The 18,962-nt window shown below is 39.7% G+C and carries 21 protein-coding genes; all 21 read right to left on the reverse strand.

Annotation, left to right across the window (positions count from 1 at the left end):
- Positions 1-44: 44 nt before the first annotated feature.
- Positions 45-875 (reverse strand): energy-coupling factor transporter transmembrane protein EcfT, encoded by an 831-nt coding sequence (locus RDY04_RS03170; RefSeq protein ID WP_303952034.1) that lies wholly within the window; start codon positions 873-875, stop codon positions 45-47.
- Positions 868-2,544, reverse strand: coding sequence for an ABC transporter ATP-binding protein (locus RDY04_RS03175; protein ID WP_303952036.1), 1,677 nt, complete (start codon positions 2,542-2,544; stop codon positions 868-870). The genes RDY04_RS03170 and RDY04_RS03175 overlap by 8 nt, the downstream gene beginning before the upstream one ends.
- Positions 2,545-2,609: 65 nt before the next feature.
- Positions 2,610-3,155, reverse strand: coding sequence for an ECF-type riboflavin transporter substrate-binding protein (locus tag RDY04_RS03180; protein WP_303952037.1), 546 nt, complete (start codon positions 3,153-3,155; stop codon positions 2,610-2,612).
- 9 nt (positions 3,156-3,164) lie between these two features.
- Positions 3,165-4,013: an S-adenosyl-l-methionine hydroxide adenosyltransferase family protein gene (locus RDY04_RS03185; protein WP_295493013.1), complete on the reverse strand. Its 849-nt coding sequence runs from the start codon at positions 4,011-4,013 to the stop codon at positions 3,165-3,167.
- A 153-nt stretch (positions 4,014-4,166) separates the two neighbouring features.
- The gene (gene sstT, locus RDY04_RS03190) at positions 4,167-5,375 is read right to left on the reverse strand and encodes a serine/threonine transporter SstT (protein ID WP_303952040.1); all 1,209 of its coding nucleotides are present in this window, start codon (positions 5,373-5,375) and stop codon (positions 4,167-4,169) included.
- A 122-nt stretch (positions 5,376-5,497) separates the two neighbouring features.
- Complete coding sequence (locus RDY04_RS03195) at positions 5,498-6,190, reverse strand: methionine ABC transporter permease (protein ID WP_303952041.1); 693 nt, start codon at positions 6,188-6,190, stop codon at positions 5,498-5,500.
- Positions 6,190-7,257 carry a methionine ABC transporter ATP-binding protein gene (locus RDY04_RS03200; RefSeq protein WP_303952043.1) on the reverse strand — a complete coding sequence of 356 codons (1,068 nt, stop codon included), beginning with the start codon at positions 7,255-7,257 and terminating at the stop codon, positions 6,190-6,192. Before RDY04_RS03200 ends, RDY04_RS03195 begins: the two co-directional genes overlap by 1 nt.
- Positions 7,250-8,623 (reverse strand): M20/M25/M40 family metallo-hydrolase, encoded by a 1,374-nt coding sequence (locus RDY04_RS03205; RefSeq protein ID WP_303952045.1) that lies wholly within the window; start codon positions 8,621-8,623, stop codon positions 7,250-7,252. The genes RDY04_RS03200 and RDY04_RS03205 overlap by 8 nt, the downstream gene beginning before the upstream one ends.
- 62 nt (positions 8,624-8,685) lie before the next feature.
- The gene (locus RDY04_RS03210; RefSeq protein ID WP_303952046.1) at positions 8,686-9,588 is read right to left on the reverse strand and encodes a MetQ/NlpA family ABC transporter substrate-binding protein; all 903 of its coding nucleotides are present in this window, start codon (positions 9,586-9,588) and stop codon (positions 8,686-8,688) included.
- 159 nt (positions 9,589-9,747) lie between these two features.
- On the reverse strand, positions 9,748-10,596 hold the full coding sequence (locus RDY04_RS03215) for an amino acid ABC transporter substrate-binding protein (protein ID WP_303952047.1): 849 nt from the start codon (positions 10,594-10,596) through the stop codon (positions 9,748-9,750).
- Positions 10,597-10,760: 164 nt separating this feature from the next.
- Positions 10,761-11,477 carry an ABC transporter ATP-binding protein gene (locus RDY04_RS03220; RefSeq protein WP_303952049.1) on the reverse strand — a complete coding sequence of 239 codons (717 nt, stop codon included), beginning with the start codon at positions 11,475-11,477 and terminating at the stop codon, positions 10,761-10,763.
- Position 11,478: 1 nt separating this feature from the next.
- Positions 11,479-12,258: an energy-coupling factor transporter transmembrane component T gene (locus RDY04_RS03225; protein ID WP_303952051.1), complete on the reverse strand. Its 780-nt coding sequence runs from the start codon at positions 12,256-12,258 to the stop codon at positions 11,479-11,481.
- Complete coding sequence (gene cbiM, locus RDY04_RS03230; RefSeq protein ID WP_303952053.1) at positions 12,255-13,232, reverse strand: cobalt transporter CbiM; 978 nt, start codon at positions 13,230-13,232, stop codon at positions 12,255-12,257. Before cbiM ends, RDY04_RS03225 begins: the two co-directional genes overlap by 4 nt.
- Positions 13,233-13,235: 3 nt before the next feature.
- Positions 13,236-14,075, reverse strand: coding sequence for an urease accessory protein UreD (locus tag RDY04_RS03235; protein WP_303952055.1), 840 nt, complete (start codon positions 14,073-14,075; stop codon positions 13,236-13,238).
- 1 nt (position 14,076) lies between these two features.
- The gene (gene ureG, locus RDY04_RS03240; RefSeq protein ID WP_002889928.1) at positions 14,077-14,691 is read right to left on the reverse strand and encodes an urease accessory protein UreG; all 615 of its coding nucleotides are present in this window, start codon (positions 14,689-14,691) and stop codon (positions 14,077-14,079) included.
- A 29-nt stretch (positions 14,692-14,720) separates the two neighbouring features.
- Positions 14,721-15,434: an urease accessory protein UreF gene (locus RDY04_RS03245; protein ID WP_303952070.1), complete on the reverse strand. Its 714-nt coding sequence runs from the start codon at positions 15,432-15,434 to the stop codon at positions 14,721-14,723.
- Positions 15,424-15,876 (reverse strand): urease accessory protein UreE, encoded by a 453-nt coding sequence (gene ureE / locus RDY04_RS03250; protein WP_002949549.1) that lies wholly within the window; start codon positions 15,874-15,876, stop codon positions 15,424-15,426. Before ureE ends, RDY04_RS03245 begins: the two co-directional genes overlap by 11 nt.
- A gap of 140 nt (positions 15,877-16,016) precedes the next feature.
- Positions 16,017-17,735: an urease subunit alpha gene (ureC, locus tag RDY04_RS03255; RefSeq protein ID WP_002886560.1), complete on the reverse strand. Its 1,719-nt coding sequence runs from the start codon at positions 17,733-17,735 to the stop codon at positions 16,017-16,019.
- Positions 17,736-17,750: 15 nt separating this feature from the next.
- On the reverse strand, positions 17,751-18,062 hold the full coding sequence (locus RDY04_RS03260; RefSeq protein WP_002886559.1) for an urease subunit beta: 312 nt from the start codon (positions 18,060-18,062) through the stop codon (positions 17,751-17,753).
- A 12-nt stretch (positions 18,063-18,074) separates the two neighbouring features.
- A complete protein-coding gene (locus RDY04_RS03265; protein ID WP_002886558.1) occupies positions 18,075-18,377 on the reverse strand; it encodes an urease subunit gamma in 303 nt (100 codons plus the stop codon).
- A gap of 24 nt (positions 18,378-18,401) precedes the next feature.
- Complete coding sequence (locus RDY04_RS03270) at positions 18,402-18,917, reverse strand: AmiS/UreI family transporter (RefSeq protein WP_295493065.1); 516 nt, start codon at positions 18,915-18,917, stop codon at positions 18,402-18,404.
- Positions 18,918-18,962 lie beyond the last annotated feature (45 nt).

Consider the following 18,962-nt stretch of genomic DNA (forward strand, 5'->3'; position numbering starts at 1 on the left):
TCTCAGAACTCTATCGTTTATTTAGAACTCACTGAAAGACAACTTCAAATCCATGGATTGTAAAAACGCCCATGGTTAAGATAAATCAACTCCAGACTAATTCCCAATAAAAGAGTAGCTGATACGATTACAAGATAATCTTGTTTAGTCAAGGATTTGTGCACATACCATGTACGTTTTTTGTATTGACCAAATCGACGTAATTCCATAGCCGTCGATACAGTATCAATACGTTCGAGTGACGAAAAAATCAGAGGGAGAACGATTTGTAGATTCCCACGAATACGTTTGACCAGTCCCGCCTTTTGTGACAAATCCAAACCACGCGCTTCTTGAGCCTTACGAATAGTAAAGAATTCTTCTTGAACATCTGGAATATAACGCAAGGTCAAACTGACGGAGTAAGCAAATTTATAGGGAATACCAATCTGATTAAGACTAGCCGCAAACTGACTGGGATGGGTCGTCATAAGAAAAAGGATGGCAAGAGGGACTGTTGAAAAATACTTAAGCAAAAGATTTGCAAGATAAAAGAGCTCCTGACTGGTTAAATAGAAACGCCCCCATCCTTCAATCAGAACTGTCTTAGCTCCATAAATTTCTTCACCATAGCCAGGTGCGAAAAGGTAGACCATAAGTAAATTAAAAAGGGCAATCGAGCCAATGATCTTCACAACAAAAGAAATATCCCTCCAACAAATGTTAGCCAAGTTAAAGAGATAAATCGAAAGTAGACCTACTGCTAGGATAAAGCGTGGATCATAGGTGGCCATACAAGCAACTGAAACCAGGATAAAGAATAGCATCTTACTCGCCCCAGACAAATCATAGAGGAAACCTCGACCTGGTTGATAACCTATTAAACGATTAGACATAAGGCCCTCCTTTTTCTATATAATACTGGGTTACTTTTACCGGATCACATAACAACTTCTGACCTAAGCTATAAAGAGATGTCTGCTTGAGATTAGCTGACTCAAGTAGGTCCTTCTGATTAAGAATGGTAACAGGATTATCATCTGCAATGATTTTACCTTCAACTACAACGAGACAACGATCGCTATATTCCAACATGAGCTGCATGTCATGGGTAATCATCACAATGGTATGACCTTGCTTCTGAAGACTGTCCAAGAAATTCATGATATCTGTGTAAGTCTTGTAATCTTGACCAGCCGTTGGCTCATCCAAGATAATGATTTCAGGTTTCAAAACCAAGATAGATGCAATGGTCACGCGCTTTTTCTGACCAAAGGAAAGCGCAGAAATGGGCCATTTACGAAAACTATAGAGGCCACAAGTCTTCAGGACCTCATGAACACGCTCTTCAACCTCAGTCTCTTCAATTCCTCGCAAGCGCAAACCAAGAGCCACCTCATCAAAAATCATAGTTTGGCTAATCATCTGATTTGGGTTTTGCAAAACAAAGCCTATACGTTCTGAACGCTCGGCAATGCTATCCTGACTAATATCCCGACCCTTGTAAATTAATTTCCCTTGACTAGGGACAAAACCACATAGAGCCTTAGCAAGCGTCGACTTCCCAGCCCCATTTTTACCGACAATCGCTAGTCGCTCTCCTTTCTTCAAGCTAAAGGACATATCCTCTATGACTGCTGGATTATCTCCATAGGAAACGCTAAGCCCCTCAACCTTCAAAATAGAATCGGTCGAAGCTTCCATTTTATCTCTCAAAACTCTATCTGGGATACCTAATCCAGACAAATCCAAAGCATCTAGTTGGCTAAGATTTTGTGCTCTAGTTGTATCAAATCCCAACTGACGTAAAACCGTCAGATACAGGGGGTCTCGAATCCCATTTTCCAACAAAAGTGTACTCGATAAAAGCTCATCTGGCCTACCGTTAAAGAGGAGCTCTCCTTTATTGACCAGTAAAATGCGGTCAACGGGACGATAAAGAACATCTTCTAGACGATGCTCAATAATAATCGTCGTAGCTCCCACCTCCTTGTGGATCTTATCAATTAGATTAATAGTCTCCTGTCCTGATTTAGGATCTAAATTTGCTAAAGGCTCATCAAATAAAAGAATGGGGCTCTCATCAATCAAGACACCAGCCAAACTGACCCGCTGTTTTTGCCCCCCCGATAAATCTTGAGGTCGATAATTCAAAAGGGAACCCAAATCCAAGCGTTCAGCCCAGAGGGCTACCTTATCTTTCATCTCACTTTGATCAGCACAATCATTCTCCAAAGCAAAAGCCAAATCCTCGGCTACTGTTAGGCCAATAAACTGACCATCTGGATCCTGCAATACCGTCGATACCAACTGTGACTTATCATAGATAGATTGCTTGAAAATATCCTGACCATCTATCCTTACCTGGCCTTGTGCCTGTCCTTTATGAATATTAGGTATGATACCATTGAGACACTGAGCTAGGGTCGACTTTCCACTACCAGAAGGACCTAAGATGAGGACTTTTTCGCCCTTGGCAATATCAAAGCTGATATCTTTAAGCGTCGCTTCTGCTTGCGCATCATATTGAAATGTAAAGTGATTAAAACTAATGTATTTATCCATGTTTCTACTAAAAAAGAGAGGAGGTATCAAAACAAACTGACAGTCCCACTCTCCTATAAGTCATGCTAGTCTTTGGTAAGACTACCAGATTGTGTACGTGAGCTAGCATAGATTGCAAGAAGGAGGGTTCCTCCAATTGCAATTGTAATAAAGTTAGCTACGCCAGCTACAAAACTTTGTGCATAAAGGTATGACCAGGCTTGTGCAAATTGGAGTCTATCACCAATAGGGGTAACAATACCATAGGCAACGAGAAGGGCCAATGCTTGTGCTAGGTTAAACCAAATCATATTCATCAAAGAAAACTTGCCAGTTGTCACATCATATTTTTTGTTGAAGAGACCAATTACAAGACCTGTAATAGCACTTGCAAGTACCCAAGCCCATGAGATATTTCCGTATTGGATGCCATCTTTAAGCGCATGGCCAATAAAGCCCATAAAGAAACCTGTAATAGGCCCATAAATCACTGAGAATAGGGCTTGAACAGCATACTGAAGTTGGATGCTAGTATTCCCAAAAATAGGGATATTAACAAACATACCAATGATAATAAAGAGTGCTGCACCAATACCTGTCGCAACTACTGTACGAATTGAATTATTTTTCATAATCTTACTTTAATCTCCTAAACGTTTAATTTCAATGTGCCAGTTAGACCCTACACCAACATTATAGGCCTTAGCAAAAGACCCTTGGTTAATGGCTAAGCCAACACGATAGAGGGAATTGATATAAATAATTGGCTGACCAATACGAACATCCGCAAAAGATTTCCCATAGGTAACTTGGTTTTGGTAGACCAACATATCATTGTTAAAGATGGTTACTTCGAATCGATCACCAAAGTTTGGTGCCAACGCGTAAAAGTCATCACGTGTGATAGAGGTCCAAAGAGAGCCGAAACGGACATCCAAAATGTCAATAGCCCCACGAACCAAATTATCCTCTATGATGGTTTCAACCACTGGAAGTTCTAAAATTTTGTCCACAGGTAACTCAGGACCAACTTCTTCAAAACTGATATGACCAGAAGCTAATTTGGCACCTGTATAGGCATAAACATCACGACCATGGAAGGTATAGGAAAGTTCTGTATTACTACGACGATTCTCAACCTCGGAAATCTCACGAACAGCCTCGATACCAACAACCTTCTTGATATAAGAAAGTGTCCCGTTATCTGGTGTGACGATATATTGCCCCGTCTTTGTTAAGGCAACTACACTTTTACGTGAGGAACCTACACCCGGATCAACTACCGAAACAAAGGTTGTCCCCTCTGGCCAGTATTCAACGGTCTGAAACAAACGATAAGAAGCCTCAAAAGTGTTGTAGGGAGTAATATCATGTGTCAGGTGATGAACTCCCAAACTAGGTTCTTCCTGAAGGGCCACACCAATCATGGCCGAAACAGCACCATCAACCAAACCAAAATCCGATTGAAGTACTAATAGGTTATTAGTCATAAGTATCTCACCTTTTTCTATTAGAGACGTTTATTTTATCACATTTTATAGATATTTTAAAGACGACAAATTCTTGAGCTAGTTATAGCCTTTACCTATGTTTCCCTCTAAAATCAAAAAGTCAGCCCAAGAGGCTGACCATGTAGTACTTATCTAAGATTTCTTCCAACGACTTTTTTCTGCTACTGCTGTAAAAAGAACATCTGTTGACGAGTTGAGAGCTGTTTCACAAGAGTCTTGGATGACACCGACGATAAAGCCGACACCAACAACTTGCATAGCTAAATCATTTGAGATCCCAAAGAGGCTACATGCTACGGGTACCAAGAGAAGGGAACCTCCTGCAATACCTGAGGCACCGCAAGCAGAAATAGCTGAAACCACACTAAGAATAAGGGCTGTTGCAAAATCAACCCCAATTCCCAAAGTAGTCACTGCAGCAAGCGTCAAAACATTGATTGTCACAGCCGCTCCTGCCATGTTAATAGTTGACCCTAGAGGGATAGAAACAGAATAGGTATCAGGATTCAAGCCAAGGTCCTCACACAATTGAAGGTTAACGGGAATATTAGCTGCTGACGAGCGAGTAAAGAAGGCTGTAATCCCTGAATCTTTCAAACAACGGAAAACTAGTGGGAAAGGATTTTTGCCCATCATCACAAAAGCAATGATTGGATTAACAACCAAGGCAACAAAGGCCATTGTTCCCACTAAAACAAGGATTAGGACACCATAATCTGCCAAAACACCGACACCATTCTCAGAAATAGTATTAAAGACTAGACCAAGGATACCAAATGGGGCCAAGTTAATAATCCAACGAACGATTTGCGAAGTCACTTCTGCCAAAGTATTAAGCAAATCTTTCGTGTGATTGCTAGCTGTTCGCATGGCAAAACCAAAGACAACTGCCCATACCAAAACACCAATATAGTTGGCTTGAGCCAAGGCATTGACAGGGTTATCCACCATCTTAAGCAATAAATCTTTAAAAACTTCTCCCACACCTTGAGGTGCCGTCGCTTTAGTCGCCGCCGCTGCTCCCAACTTCAGAGAAATTGGAAAAATATAGTGAGAAATAACAGCCGTCAAAGCAGCCGCAAAGGTCCCAAAGAGATAAAGAACAATAACTGTCTTCATGTTGCTTTGTTGACCTTCTCGCGTTTGGGAAAGGGCATTGGCAACCAGGGCAAAGACTAAAAGTGGAGCAATTGCCTTCAAACCACCAACAAACATGTCTCCCAAGAGACCAATAACCGTAAACTTAGGAATAAGTAAACCAAGCACAGCACCCACTACCACACCAATGGCAATGCGCTTAATTAGACTGGTTCTATTCCAAGTTGAAATAAAACGTTTCATAACTCATTAACTCCTTTTTGTGGTTATCACAACCACAAAGCATTCGATAGTTTCCATATTATGATAAATTACTGAAATCGTCAAGATATGAAAAAAGTCTGTGGTAAACAGGCTTTCAAATTCTATTTATGACTCAATTTGCGGGTTAAGAAATCACCGAGAAACTGAATAAGGAAAATCAAAATCAAAATCAAGAAGGTTGCCAAGATGGTAACTGATGTACTTGAACGATTGTATCCATAATATATGGCGATGTAACCAAGACCACCTGCACCAATAGCTCCAGCCATGGCAGTTTCACCCACAAGGGAAATCAAAGTCACTGTTGATACACGAACCAATTCTGGGAGTCCTTCGCCAAGATAAACCTTAATCGTGTCCCAAAGTGTTGCTCCACTAGCTTGTGCTGCTTCAATAACGCCACGGTCAAGATCCGCAAGTACCACCTGTACTTGACGTGCAAAGAATGGGAAGGTTGCAGCTGACAATGGAACCAAGGCCGCTGTCATACCAAGGTTAGTCCCCACGATAAAGTAAGTGAATCCTTTCAAAATCGCCAAGAGGATGATGAAAGGAATGGCACGGAAGATTGAAGTGATTTTATCCAAGATTTGGAAAATAAATTTATTTTCAATGACTCCACGAGGACCTGTCAATACCAAGAAGAGGCCCATAACAAGACCAAGAAGTCCCCCAATGATGAAAGAAATAACCGTCATGTAGAGTGTCGCGTAGATGGCATCTGGCCAAGAGTTAACCCCCTGCATACCGATACGATAAATATCTGGAAAGTTTTGTTGAATCCAATCTGCCATTATTGGGCTCCTTTCTTAAGTACTTGCAAGCTGACACCTGCATTTTCAATCGCTTTTTGAGCAGCAAGAACCTTATCTGCCTCACCATCCAAGACAACGACTAATTCACCAACAGGAGTGTCACCTAGAATCTCAACATTACCATAAAGAATGTTACTTGAAACTTCGTAATCTTTGAAAATTTCAGTCAAGAGTGGCTCATCTGTTGAAGAACCTACATATTTAAGCTGAACAAGAAGTGCAGATGCAGGTAAGTTTCTCACCAAAGGTTGTGCATTAATCTTAGTCAAGGCATCCTCAATCCCTGCTGCAGTTTCAATAAATTCTTGTGTCAAATCCTCTTGTGGATTTGAGAAGATATCAAGAACACTTCCTTCTTCCAAAAGTTGTCCATTTTGCATAACAGCCACACGGTTACAAATATCTTTGACGATTTGCATTTCGTGAGTAATCATAACCACTGTCAACCCAAGTTTTTTATTCAAATCTTGCAAAAGTGAAAGGATTTGTTTAGTTGTCTTAGGGTCTAGAGCTGATGTAGACTCATCTGAAATCAAGATTTCTGGATCGTTAGCCAAGGCACGCGCAATCGCTACACGTTGTTTTTGACCACCTGACAATTGTGCAGGATAGTTTTCGGCACGATCAGCCAAATCAACCAATTCCAAAAGACCACGAATTTTTTTGTCTTTCTCTTCATTGCTTAGTTTAGAATGACGAAGGGCAAAGGCTACATTTTCATAAGCCGTCTTTTGAGACATAAGGTTAAAGTGTTGGAAAATCATCCCAATCGTTTGACGTTTCTGACGCAATTCTTTTGTCGACAATTGGACCTTACCATCTGCAAAAGTCACATCTTTACCAATAGTGATTTTACCAGCTGTAGGCACTTGCAAAAGATTAATCGCACGCACAAGCGTAGATTTACCAGCTCCTGAATAACCAACGATTCCGTAAATATCACCTTTTTCAATCTGGATAGACACATCCTTAACCGCTTGAATGGTGCGGCGTTTCTGAGTAAAGGTGATATCAATATTTTTCAAATCAATAATGACATTACTCATAACTTGCAATTAACTCCTTAATTAGTTCAATGTGGGTGTAGTAATCTGCTAGGCTAACATTTTCATCCCCACCATGGTCACGACTGTTGGCATTTCCTATACCAAAGGCTGCCATCGGAACACCCAAAGCCTGATAAATCATATGCATAGGCCCTGTACCTGCTGCCGTTGGAAGTACAGCAACACCTTCTTCATAAAAGCCTTTTGCTAACTCAATAACATTGACAATAGCTGGATCAGACATATCACTTCGATAACTTTCTTCACCAAGAGTGAAGGTTACCTTGATACGGTCAAATCCTTCTTTTTTAAGGTGAGCCTTGATACAATCCAAAACATACTCAGGTGTCAAACCAGGGACCAAGCGCATCTCCATCTTAGCTTTGGCTTGAGCTGGCAGAATGGTCTTAACACCTTGCCCTTGATAACCTGTCGAAATCCCTTCAATGGAAAGGGCAGGCTCAAAATAATAAGTTTTTAAGAAAGCACGGCGGTCACTTTCTAAAATGGGTAGTTTTAAGCCGTAAATCTTACGAAGACTATCTGCATTTTCAATGGCATAAGTTTCAATAAGATCCATCTCTCGTTCGTTTGGTTGGACAATCTTTTCATAGATGCCGTCGATAAGGATACGTCCCTGATCATCTCTCATGCTTGAAATAGCATTAAGCAAATACCATGAAGCCGATTCAATCACGGCACCAAATTTAGAATGAATATCAACATCAGCACTCTCGACAGACAAATCAAAGGTAATAATTCCCTTGTTGCCACCTGTGATTTCCAATTGACCTTTACTATTTCGATTTCCTTGCTCCCAAACCAATAGGTCTGCTGGAAGAAGGTCATCTCGGTATTTTTCCAAATATTTTTCAAGGTCGGTTGAAGCAGATTCTTCAGCGCCCTCCATCATAAATGTAATGTTTACAGGAAGGTCACCAACCTCTCGAATATATTTCCGAAGGGCTGTCAAACGAGCTGTAATATGCCCCTTATCATCATCAACACCACGACCATACATGTAGCCCTTACGAACAGTCAGACAGAAAGGGTCATCTGTCCATGGCTGATCATTATCCGCAGGAACCGTATCATAGTGTTGATAGAAAATAATTGTTTTCGCATCTGGATTTGAACTCTTGAATTTTGCCAAGACAAAAGGTGCCGTATAGGTCTCGTCAATTGTCACCTCTGCGCCAACACCAGAGAAAATCTCACCAAGGTAAGCAGCCACATCATAGAGACCAATATTTTGAGCAAAAATAGATTTTTTAGAAATCAAAGTCCGCAAAACTTCAAAATAGTGTTGAGCAGTTTCGTCATTACGGAACTTTTGTAACTGTTCTTCTTCACTAGAAAATGCCATCAAATTCGTCTCCTTCATACAAGACAAAACGGCGTGTTCTCACACGCCCTTCCGCCCTTAGCTTATTTCTTTGAATTAGCTTTCAATTGATCTTGTGTTGGTGCACCTTTCCATGCTGGAAGGTCAACCTTGTTAGATGCATCATAGATGATTTGTGCTACTTCATCATTTTGGTAAGCTTTAATCAAAACTTTGATCGCATCAGCTTTATTTGATTTTTTCCAATCTTTATTAGCTGCAATGATGTTAACCCAATCTTTCAAATCTTGACTTGGATCTTCTTGGAAGAGAGTTGTATCATAGTTAACGTTTTGTTGTTGGGCGTATGAGTTATTAACAACCGCTGCATCTACTGATGAAAGCGTTTGGGCAGCTTGTTCAGCTGAGATTTCTTTGATGTCCAATTTCTTTGGATTTTCAGAAATGTTCTTGATAGTTGCCAATTCACCTTTTTTAACATCTAATTTAATCAAACCAGCTGTTTGAAGAAGAGTCAATGCACGGCTTTCATTTGTACCATCATTAGGTACTGAGATTGTAGCTCCTTCTGGAAGCTCTTTAACATCTTTATACTTAGCTTTTCCGTTTTCAGTACCTGAGAAAAGGTGGATTGGACTAAGAAGTGTGTCAGCTACCGAAACTACATCACCTTTATTTTCTTTGTTCCAGTTGTTCAAGAAATAAATGTGTTGGAAAGCATTAACATCGATTTCGCCATTTTTAAGGGCTTCATTTGGTTGGTTGTAGTCTGTGAACTCTTTCAACTCAATAGTAACACCCTTGTCTTTAGCCAATTCTTTGACTTTATCCCACAATGGCTCAGTTGTATCATCCAAAGTCATGATACCAACTGTCAAAGTTTTATCATCTTTAGCTGATTTATTACCACCAGCACCACAAGCAGCCAAAGCTACTGTTGAAGCGACTGCCAATCCTGTAATTCCGAGAATTTTTTTAAATTTCATAACGAACTCCCTTTAATTGTTTTAAGTGTAAAATTATTATCCCATAGGATGAGAATTGTAGCAAATTGTTTATAATTGTATATATCTATAGTTTTTAACTATAATGCGTCCTAGATTTTAATTATATGAAAAAGCTGAGAATCACTCCCAGCTCCTTTCTTATTTTTTGCTTGGAACTTTCAAAGCGTCTTTAGTTGGAATATAATCTTTATTTCCAAGGAATTTTTCAGCCAATTTAGCCAAAGTACCATCTTTTTGGAGTTCTTCCAAACGTTTGTTAACAAATTTTTGAAGGTCTTTTTGGTTATCTGCGAACAAGAAGTAGATGTATGGTTGTTGATCAGATTTAAGTTCAATAGTCTTCAAGTTACTCAATTTATTATTTTTAATGATTGCATTAACAGTTGGTGCATCAAAGATCTTGAAGTCGTACTTGCCTTCATTCAAACTTGTCAACATTTGTGTAATATTTTCATTAGTATAGTTGAGTTCAACTGGCTTATCTGAATGTTTATCATTGAATTCAGTCAATTGAGTAGCTGTTGATGTTCCTTGAACAACCTGTGTTGAGTGTCCAGCGATATCATCATATTTCTTAATATTACTATCTTTTGGAACAGTCAATACAGATGGTGTGGTACCAATTGGGTATGAGAAGAGGTATTTTTGGTCACGTTCTTCTGAGTAAGAGATGTTGTTACCAGCCATTTGGTATTTAGCTGCGTCAAGACCTGTAAATACTGAAGACCATTCTGTTTTTTGGAATTTCACTTCATATTTATCAGAGTCTTTAAAGACCGCTTTAGCCACTTCCACATCGTAACCAGTTAATTTACCATTTTCTTCATATGAGAATGGTGCCGTTGTCCCAACAGTAGCAAAGTTAATTGTTTCTTTGCCACCTGAAGATTTAGATGCTTCTTTTGATGATTTAGATGAACATGCAGCAAGCAAAGCTACTGAAGCGATGGCTACACCCGTAATTCCAAGAATTTTTTTAAGTTTCATAATATTCTCCTTTGAGATTGATTGTTTTTATTGTAACAGAATTCACTAAGCTTAACTAATACTTAAATATAATCAAGGTGATAAGAAAATACTATCACCTCAAAATTTCAATTGTTTGACAAAGAAAAAGTAGAAAACCAATAACGATTTTCTACTTATCCTTGTTAATAATGTGACAAACGCTCAATCACTTGCTGGTTATTGAGCACTTCCTGAGCAGGAAAGAAATCAGCTTTGCCATCTTCAAAAAGAAGAACATCAGCCTTTTCATGATGAAGGTGCTTAAAGTGATGAGCAGACATGATAATGGTTTTCCCAGCTGAATGAAGCTCATGTAGAAGCTCCCTAAAAAATTCTTCATATTCTTTAGAAAGATTATTGAAGGGTTCATCAAGAATATAGACATCTGGATTCGTTACCATGATACTGGCAAAGGCCACTTTCTTCTTTTCTCCACCAGACAGTTTATAGGGAACGCGATTCCTTAAATCTTCAATTTTCAGCAGGGATAGTGTATCTTGAACCCGCTGTGAGACTTCTTCTTCAATCAGACCTAGCTGACGAGGACCAAAAGCAATCTCATCATAGACAGTACTATTAAATAATTGACTATCCACATCCTGAAAGAGGATTCCGAGGCGGCTATAAAAATCTCGCTTTCGACGTTTGTCCTTCAACCATTCTTTGAGGTCCTTCCCTAAGAAAAGAATGCGACCAGATTCTTCCTGCTTGAAGCCAGTTAATAAACTGATAAGACTTGATTTCCCAGTCCCATTTTCCCCCATCAACATCACATATTGTCCTTGCCCAATCTCCAAATCAAGACCAGTAAAAACCTTTTTTTGTTCATAGGCACAGGCCACTTGTTTCAATTGAAACATCTCATCCTCCTAACAGAATCTGTCCTAAAATCACTGCTACTAGACCTATCAAGGCCAGCCAGTCCTTCCATGTGAATGACTGTGATGACTTGACATACTCACCAACAAAGCAACGTGCTTCCATAGCTTGAGTCAGTTCCTCACCATAGCGTATAGCTTTAAGGTATAAAATTCCCCAGATATTACTTCCAATCCGGAAACGATGATTGCCACCAAAGCTTCGCGCTTCAATCCCTTTGAGCAAATCCATTAATTGTTTTCCAAAGACATCAATATATTTTATGGTGATATCTAACTGGAGCAGAACAAGATCAGGAAAATGCAACCCTTTTAATGCCACTAACATCTCACTTATTGTACTCGTCTCTGAATAATAAGCAATGGCTACGGCAATCAAAGGAAGTCTAAAAAGAAAGAGCGATTGACCTCCACTAAGCAAGAGATGTGGTAGGTAAAGAATTAAAGGGAAAATTAGCAAGACAACGGTCTTTTTCAAAGTTCTTACTAAAACAGAATGTGGTAAAAAAGCCACTCCAGCTCCTAAAAACAAGGCTAGAATCCACAAAACTGTGAGATTTCGGCTAATTCCCACTGAAATAAGTAAGAAAAAGAGAAGTAAAACCTTAGCTGTTGGATGAAAGACTGATGCTACTTTTAAAGGATGCGTTTCAAACTTTTGAAGCAGAGCTTCCAGATGGTGACGATTTCGGATAAGAAAGTTATTTCTACCGACTTTAATGACTACCGGACGCTCTTCCGACATCCAATTTGGCAGAATCATTTTTTAACCTTTCTACCGAAAATCAAGCGATAGAGGATGAAGAAAATCAAAACAGCAGAGGCAGCGCTCAGGATATAACCCAAGACTTCTGGAATGCCTGCGATACTATAATCTGGGAAAAGGGCATTAAATGAGAAACCATTCAACATTCCTTTTGGTGCTTGGGCTTCCACATGATAATGAGCCAATTTTTCTACCAACTCTTTGACATCCCATTCCGCAAAAGCTGTTCCCGTCGCCAATAAACCAAGTGGCGTTAAGATAATCAAGGCTAGGATAAAGAGCAATAAAGGACGTAGTTTTTTAGTTGTTAGTTCCTGAGTATTATCAATATTCAAACGTTCAATGAATTCTTGAACACCTGCTGTGAAGAATCCTTCTACCAGACCGATGAGGAGGTGAGTCAAGCCCATTACTGGAAGCGTCACTCCCAAAGGGTATGGATTGTAAAGCGGATTACCACTACCATCTTTAAAGAGAATAGGTTGTATTCCTAGTAAAACCGCAACAGTCAGAGCTGCAGCTACAATCCCAATATAACCTCCAAAAAAGCTAGCAATTATCCTGTTCTTTGTCCACTTGTTCAAGAGTTTATAAACAGCATAACCTACAAATGGCATAACAATGGCCATACAAAAGGCATTAGCACCAAAGGCCAAGATTCCACCATCACCAAAGAGCAATGCCTGCATAGCCAGGGCTACACTAACTGCTAAACAGGAAGCCCAAGGTCCTAACAATATAGCAATTAGTACTGCCCCAACAGCATGGGCACTCGTTCCACCTGGGGCTGGAAGATTAAACATCATGATAAGGAAGGACAAGGAAGTCCCGATTCCCAACATAGGAATCGTTTTTTTATCAGTATCAACTTTAACCTTCACTTCCTTGACGGCCTTATACCAAATAGGCAACATAACTGCCCCCATTGCAGCACAAGTTGTAGGGCTTAGGTAATTTTCAGGAATATGCATTTTTTATCTCCTCATATCATTTTTTCTCAAATTCAAAGTGGTTAATCCATGTATTTCTTGTCTAAAATAGTCTGCACAGGCATAAATGACGCGACGATTATCCTCAGCAGTTTTTCCTAAGATACGTAACACCAGACCTGGAATATCTAAGGATGAAATAGCAAAATCAGACTCTAAATTCATATCTTCTAAGTGCTTCTGCAAAGCCTTAACAAAAGCCTCGTCAATATTTGGTGATACCATTACCAAACTATTGTAATTACGCCATCCTTCAAAATAACCAAGTTTAAACATATCTTGTTTCTGAGGCTCTAAGAGGGTCTGATCGCTATAAACAAGCTCATTCTCTTGGTAAATTTGTGTCAAATTACGAAAATAATGGTATTGAAATGGTAAATCCTCGTGAGACCAACCTGCCGTCACACCATCTGAATAAATCAAGTGGGCAGACTTATCCATATCAATCCGACTTGTTTGGAAATAGCGTGATTTTAAATAGGGAATGACTTCATCAGCCATGTACTCCAAATAACTATTTTCTTCAAGTGAGATGGACGTATGTTGTTGTGTCAACTGTCCTCTTTCACACTTGTAAACATAGGTAGGTGTTTGAGTTGTTACCAAGGCATGAGCATCTTTATTAACATCAATGGTCACTTGATACTGCTCACCCTCGACAAAGCCCCCACCCATATTAATGAGGAAATAGTAGGGAACCCCATTGGCATCTGAATTATCTGCTGATACTCGAGAGTTGCCTTCTTGGTATTTCTTGTGGGAAATTGTACGACCATTTCGATTTGAAAATCCAAGATGGACGAAGCCATCATATGCTTGCGTCATCTTACAAATCCTCTAACAAGAAATTCTTGCGAATCCATTCTTCCACTTCCTTAACATTATCATCATTATTCAAATTTGTGAAAATGAAAGAATCCTCATTACGGAAATGAAGGGTATCTTCACGCATACGGTCTAGGTTGGCTCCAACATAAGGTGCAAGGTCAGTCTTATTGATCAAGAACAAATCACTCTTAATCATCCCTTGACCAGCCTTACGTGGGATTTTTTCACCCTGAGCAACGTCAATAATATAAATCGTAAAATCAACCAAATCAGGACTGAAGGTCGCAGCCAAGTTATCACCACCACTTTCAAGGAAAATAACATCCAAGTCATGGTTAAAGCGCTCTTGAAGAGTTTCAATCGCTTCAAAGTTCATAGAAGCATCTTCACGAATAGCAGTATGAGGACATCCACCAGTTTCTACGCCAATGATACGGTCTTCATCTAAGCTTGAATTTTTAGCCAAGAAGAGAGCATCTTCTTTTGTATAGATATCGTTAGTAATAACTGCTAAATTTAAGTCGGACATACGTCGTGTAAGACGCTCAAGCAAAAGGGTTTTACCTGAACCAACAGGTCCACCAACTCCAATAATTACAGTACGTTTTGTCATTGTTTTTTCCTCTCAACCTTGTTGATATTTTAGGACATGAATAGGCGGAAGACCTGTGTTTCATGTTTCATCTGAGCTAATTCAAGACCAGGCGTATTGGCCCCAAGGTAGGACGCGTCTAGTTCTTGAATTTCTTGTGTCATTTTTTCTAATTGTGCAAAGCCACGTAAAACAATCTCCTGTCCAGCAAACTGTCCAAGGGGAATGGCACGAACAGCATTTTGAACCATCGTCGAAATTACGCTATAGCCATAAAGTGCAATGGCTTCACTACATCCCAAACCCTTGTTAAACACATAGAGTGCAAAGACAATAGCTGGATTGCCGAAAACCTCACCCTTACGTATTTTGGACTGATAGTCATCCAATACTGGAATAGCATGGAGCCTTTGAATGAGTCGAAGCATTTGCTTAGCAATCATTTTAGTCCCCTGTCTTGTTTCACGCGCTTGCGTCGAAACTGTCAAGACCTTATCATAATGCCAAACCTGCTCTAGATTGTCTGTAGCCATAGCATCATAAACCAGTTTGATTACAAGACCTTCACCATATTTAAACTGACTAGCTAAATAGGCTTCTTGCCACTCTTCGTAACCTTTATCATCTGTTACAGTGTCTTCGCGCAGATAATTTTCCATCCCAAAAGAGTGGTTAAATGATCCAATTGGAAAAGTTGAATCGACAATTTGTACAATTTCAAGATAATCTTGCAAAGACACATTCGCAAAGGGATTAATGTTCATGGGCAGTTAAATTCACATGACGTAGGGGTTTGTCAAGGACCACTTCTTCAATCGTATAGGCAATCTCTTTTTGAGTCAAGACTTGCTCTACAACTGGGTCAACCTCTAAATAAATCTTAGCATCTTTCACCTCAATCGGTTTATGAGTATTCCCAAGAATATGAGCTGTGATTCCCATTTCATCCATATCTTTAGGTGAAATGACAATCAAATCCTGTGACTCAACCCCAATAGCTAGGACATGGTGATCATCGATAAAAAAGGCAGAGCCATTTTGCAATTTTTGTCCCTTATCAAGACGAATACCAAATTCATTCCCGTGATCACTCTTCACACGAATAATTTTTTTGTTAAGGTCATCACTCGAAAGAATGACTGTTTCAATATGGTATTTGTCCACATCGATATCTTTAACAAGAGCATCTACTTTTGTAAAAATCATACTTTTTCCTTTTCTATTACATTTTAAAAATCTAGCATCAAACTCATATAGCAACTTAATAAAGCGCTAAAAACGTTATGGCTATAAAATACAAAAGAGGTTGGAGGAAAAATTCCAGCCTCATTTATATAGCGTCTTCCTTAGAACAAGAAATAACGTTGAGACAATGATGTCGTATGGATTGGCTCACAAGTGACCAGCTCATCATCAATAAAGACATCAAAGGTCTGTGGATCGATACGGATTGTTTTTGGAGCGTAGTCATTAAGCTTCATATCACGCTTAGTCAAGTTACGCGTATTCTTAACAGGAAGAACAATCTTATTCAAACCAATTTCTTCTTTGATACCGTGATCATAAGCGTATTGAGAGACAAATGTAAGATTTGTTTCATGAACCGCTTGACCGTAAGCACCATATAATTTACGCATGATACGTGGTTGAGGTGTTGGAAGACTTGAACCAGCGTCACCCATAACACCATAAGTTAACATACCACCCTTAAGCACCAACTTAGGTTTTGCACCAAATTGTGCTGGTTCCCAGATAACCAAATCTGCAAATTTACCAACTTCTACAGAACCGATATAGTCTGCAATACCGTTGGTGATAGCAGGGTTAATTGTATATTTAGCCACGTAACGTTTGATACGGTTATTATCGTTAAATTCTGAATCGCCTTCAAGCGGACCACGCTGAGCCTTCATCTTATCAGCTAGTTGCCAACAACGCATTGCTACTTCACCGACACGTCCCATAGCCATGGCATCTGAAGTCATGATACTAAGGGCACCCATATCGTGAAGAACGTCTTCCGCAGCCACTGTTTGTTTACGTACACGTGATTCAGCAAAAGAGACGTCTTCTGGAATTTTTGGATCCAAGTGGTGGCAAACCATAACCATATCTAACAACTCACCAATAGCATTTGTAGTGTAGGGGTTGGTTGGGTTAGTTGATGATGGCAAAATATTTTCCTTACCAGCAAAGACCATGATATCTGGAGCATGTCCACCACCTGAACCTTCGGTATGGAAGGTATGAACGGTACGACCTTGGAAGGATTCCAAAGTATTTTCCATAAATCCCCCCTCATTCAAAGAGTCAGTGTGGACCGCAAAGGAAACATCGTATTTATCCGCAACTTTAAGGGAATTATCAATTCCTGCGTAAGTCGCACCCCAGTCCTCGTGTGTCTTAATTCCTGCTGCACCAGCCTTAATTTGCTCTTCAACCACTTCAGTCTCAGAACCAACACCTTTGGCAAGGAAACCAAAGTTAGCAGGCATATCGTCAACAGCTTGCAACATACGAGTGATGTGAAATTTACCTGGTGTACATGTTGTTGCATTACTTCCGTCAGCTGGACCAGTACCACCACCAAAGAGGGTAGTGATCCCATTATCCAAACCAAATTCAGGAAGATCAGCAGAAATATAGTGTACGTGAAGGTCAATACCACCAGCAGTCACAATCAAACCTTCTGCCGCAATGGCTTCTGTACTAGCACCCACAACAAAGTCCACATTGTCCATTGTATCTGGGTTACCACCGCGACCGATAGCAACAATCTTACCATCACGAATACCGATATCTGCTTTAATAATACCTGTATAGTCAATGATGGTTGCACCTGTAATAATAGTATCAACAACTGATGGATTATCACGTGTTTCCGTAGCACTAACACCCATACCATCACGCAAAACTTTACCACCACCGAACTTAGATTCCTGTCCATAAACAGTAAAGTCTTTTTCAATGGCTGCAAAAAGATTGGTATCTCCAAGACGTACGCTATCACCTACAGTTGGTCCGTAGTGTTGAGCATACTCTTCACGATCCATTTTAAAACTCATCGATTTGTCCTCTTTCTAGTCTAAGAAACCATTGACCTTGTTATTGAAACCAAAAATACGACGTTTCCCTCCAAAGTCAATAAGTTGTACTGTTTTCGTTTCGCCTGGCTCAAAACGAATGGCTGTACCTGCTGGAATATCTAGACGTTTGCCTCTCGCCTTTTCACGATCAAATTGAAGACCAGCTTCGTTTGCTTCGTAAAAATGATAGTGAGAACCCACTTGAGCAGCACGGTCACCCACATTTTTCACTTCAAGACTAATGGCTTCGTAACCACCGTTATAATCAATTGGCTCACTCGCCACATGGTATTCACCTGGAATCATTACATTTTCTCCTTACTGAATAGGATCATGAACAGTAACCAATTTTGTACTGTCTGTAAAAGTAGCTTCAACTTGAATCATTGGAATCATTTCTGCAATTCCCTCCATAACATCTTCACGTGTTAAGAGATTACGGGCTTCATCCATCAATTGCGCAACCGTCTTACCTTCTCTTGCACCTTCAAGTACATAGTCTGTAATCAAAGCGACTGCTTCCGGGTGATTCAATTTAATTCCTTTATCTTTACGTCGTTGAGCAATCATAGCCGCAAGACTAATCATCATTTTTTCCTGCTCACGCATTGTTAATTGCATCGTTTTTCCTCCTTAAATCAATGCTTACCACTTGCCCCAAAGCATCAAAAGCCCTGGAATCCAAGCTGTTATAATTCCTTCGAAAATAGCTAGGTAAGGAACAAATTTCCCTAGGTTCTTCTTAAGGTTAATTTCAATAAAGGCAGTTAGCCATAGAACTCCCCACAAGAACCAAATAATACCATACCAAGCATTACCACCGTATCCAGATGTTAAGCAAAGAATCCCTGCTGGTAGCGTATTAATTGCCACAAATAAACTAAACCATCCATACAAACGTTGATCAAAATCGAAAATCGTATTGATAGCTGAGTAAAGGTAGGTGAAGGCAAATAAAAGACCAGTGGCGCTACCATAAAACCATTCAGCGCCTTGACCTGTACAAGCTCCATAAGCAATGACAATAATGTTGAGAATCAAACCCAAACCACCTGTAAAGATATTCATAACAACATTTGATTTGTCGGGAATACCTTCCAAGCGATGAAATCCATTACTCATTAAAACCATGCCAACATAGAGTAGGATGACACCTAACATAAGAACCTCCTAAATTTTTTTATGTTAATATCATACTATTTTGAC

Origin of the sequence: uncultured Streptococcus sp. (genome assembly GCF_902463925.1) — a bacterium.
Taxonomy (GTDB): domain Bacteria; phylum Bacillota; class Bacilli; order Lactobacillales; family Streptococcaceae; genus Streptococcus.

Coding starts and splice junctions, on each gene's coding strand:
- RDY04_RS03270 (WP_295493065.1), bottom strand. CDS start 18,917: ATGTTAGGTGTCATCCTACTCTATGTTGGCATGGTTTTAATGAGTAAT.
- RDY04_RS03210 (WP_303952046.1), bottom strand. CDS start 9,588: ATGAAATTTAAAAAAATTCTCGGAATTACAGGATTGGCAGTCGCTTCA.
- RDY04_RS03195 (WP_303952041.1), bottom strand. CDS start 6,190: ATGGCAGATTGGATTCAACAAAACTTTCCAGATATTTATCGTATCGGT.
- RDY04_RS03245 (WP_303952070.1), bottom strand. CDS start 15,434: ATGAACATTAATCCCTTTGCGAATGTGTCTTTGCAAGATTATCTTGAA.
- RDY04_RS03170 (WP_303952034.1), bottom strand. CDS start 875: ATGTCTAATCGTTTAATAGGTTATCAACCAGGTCGAGGTTTCCTCTAT.
- RDY04_RS03185 (WP_295493013.1), bottom strand. CDS start 4,013: ATGACTAATAACCTATTAGTACTTCAATCGGATTTTGGTTTGGTTGAT.
- cbiM (WP_303952053.1), bottom strand. CDS start 13,232: ATGCATATTCCTGAAAATTACCTAAGCCCTACAACTTGTGCTGCAATG.
- RDY04_RS03215 (WP_303952047.1), bottom strand. CDS start 10,596: ATGAAACTTAAAAAAATTCTTGGAATTACGGGTGTAGCCATCGCTTCA.
- sstT (WP_303952040.1), bottom strand. CDS start 5,375: ATGAAACGTTTTATTTCAACTTGGAATAGAACCAGTCTAATTAAGCGC.
- RDY04_RS03260 (WP_002886559.1), bottom strand. CDS start 18,062: ATGATTCCAGGTGAATACCATGTGGCGAGTGAGCCAATTGATTATAAC.
- RDY04_RS03205 (WP_303952045.1), bottom strand. CDS start 8,623: ATGGCATTTTCTAGTGAAGAAGAACAGTTACAAAAGTTCCGTAATGAC.
- RDY04_RS03175 (WP_303952036.1), bottom strand. CDS start 2,544: ATGGATAAATACATTAGTTTTAATCACTTTACATTTCAATATGATGCG.
- ureC (WP_002886560.1), bottom strand. CDS start 17,735: ATGAGTTTTAAAATGGATCGTGAAGAGTATGCTCAACACTACGGACCA.
- RDY04_RS03220 (WP_303952049.1), bottom strand. CDS start 11,477: ATGTTTCAATTGAAACAAGTGGCCTGTGCCTATGAACAAAAAAAGGTT.
- RDY04_RS03265 (WP_002886558.1), bottom strand. CDS start 18,377: ATGCAATTAACAATGCGTGAGCAGGAAAAAATGATGATTAGTCTTGCG.
- RDY04_RS03235 (WP_303952055.1), bottom strand. CDS start 14,075: ATGACGCAAGCATATGATGGCTTCGTCCATCTTGGATTTTCAAATCGA.
- ureG (WP_002889928.1), bottom strand. CDS start 14,691: ATGACAAAACGTACTGTAATTATTGGAGTTGGTGGACCTGTTGGTTCA.
- RDY04_RS03180 (WP_303952037.1), bottom strand. CDS start 3,155: ATGAAAAATAATTCAATTCGTACAGTAGTTGCGACAGGTATTGGTGCA.
- RDY04_RS03225 (WP_303952051.1), bottom strand. CDS start 12,258: ATGATTCTGCCAAATTGGATGTCGGAAGAGCGTCCGGTAGTCATTAAA.
- ureE (WP_002949549.1), bottom strand. CDS start 15,876: ATGATTTTTACAAAAGTAGATGCTCTTGTTAAAGATATCGATGTGGAC.
- RDY04_RS03200 (WP_303952043.1), bottom strand. CDS start 7,257: ATGAGTAATGTCATTATTGATTTGAAAAATATTGATATCACCTTTACT.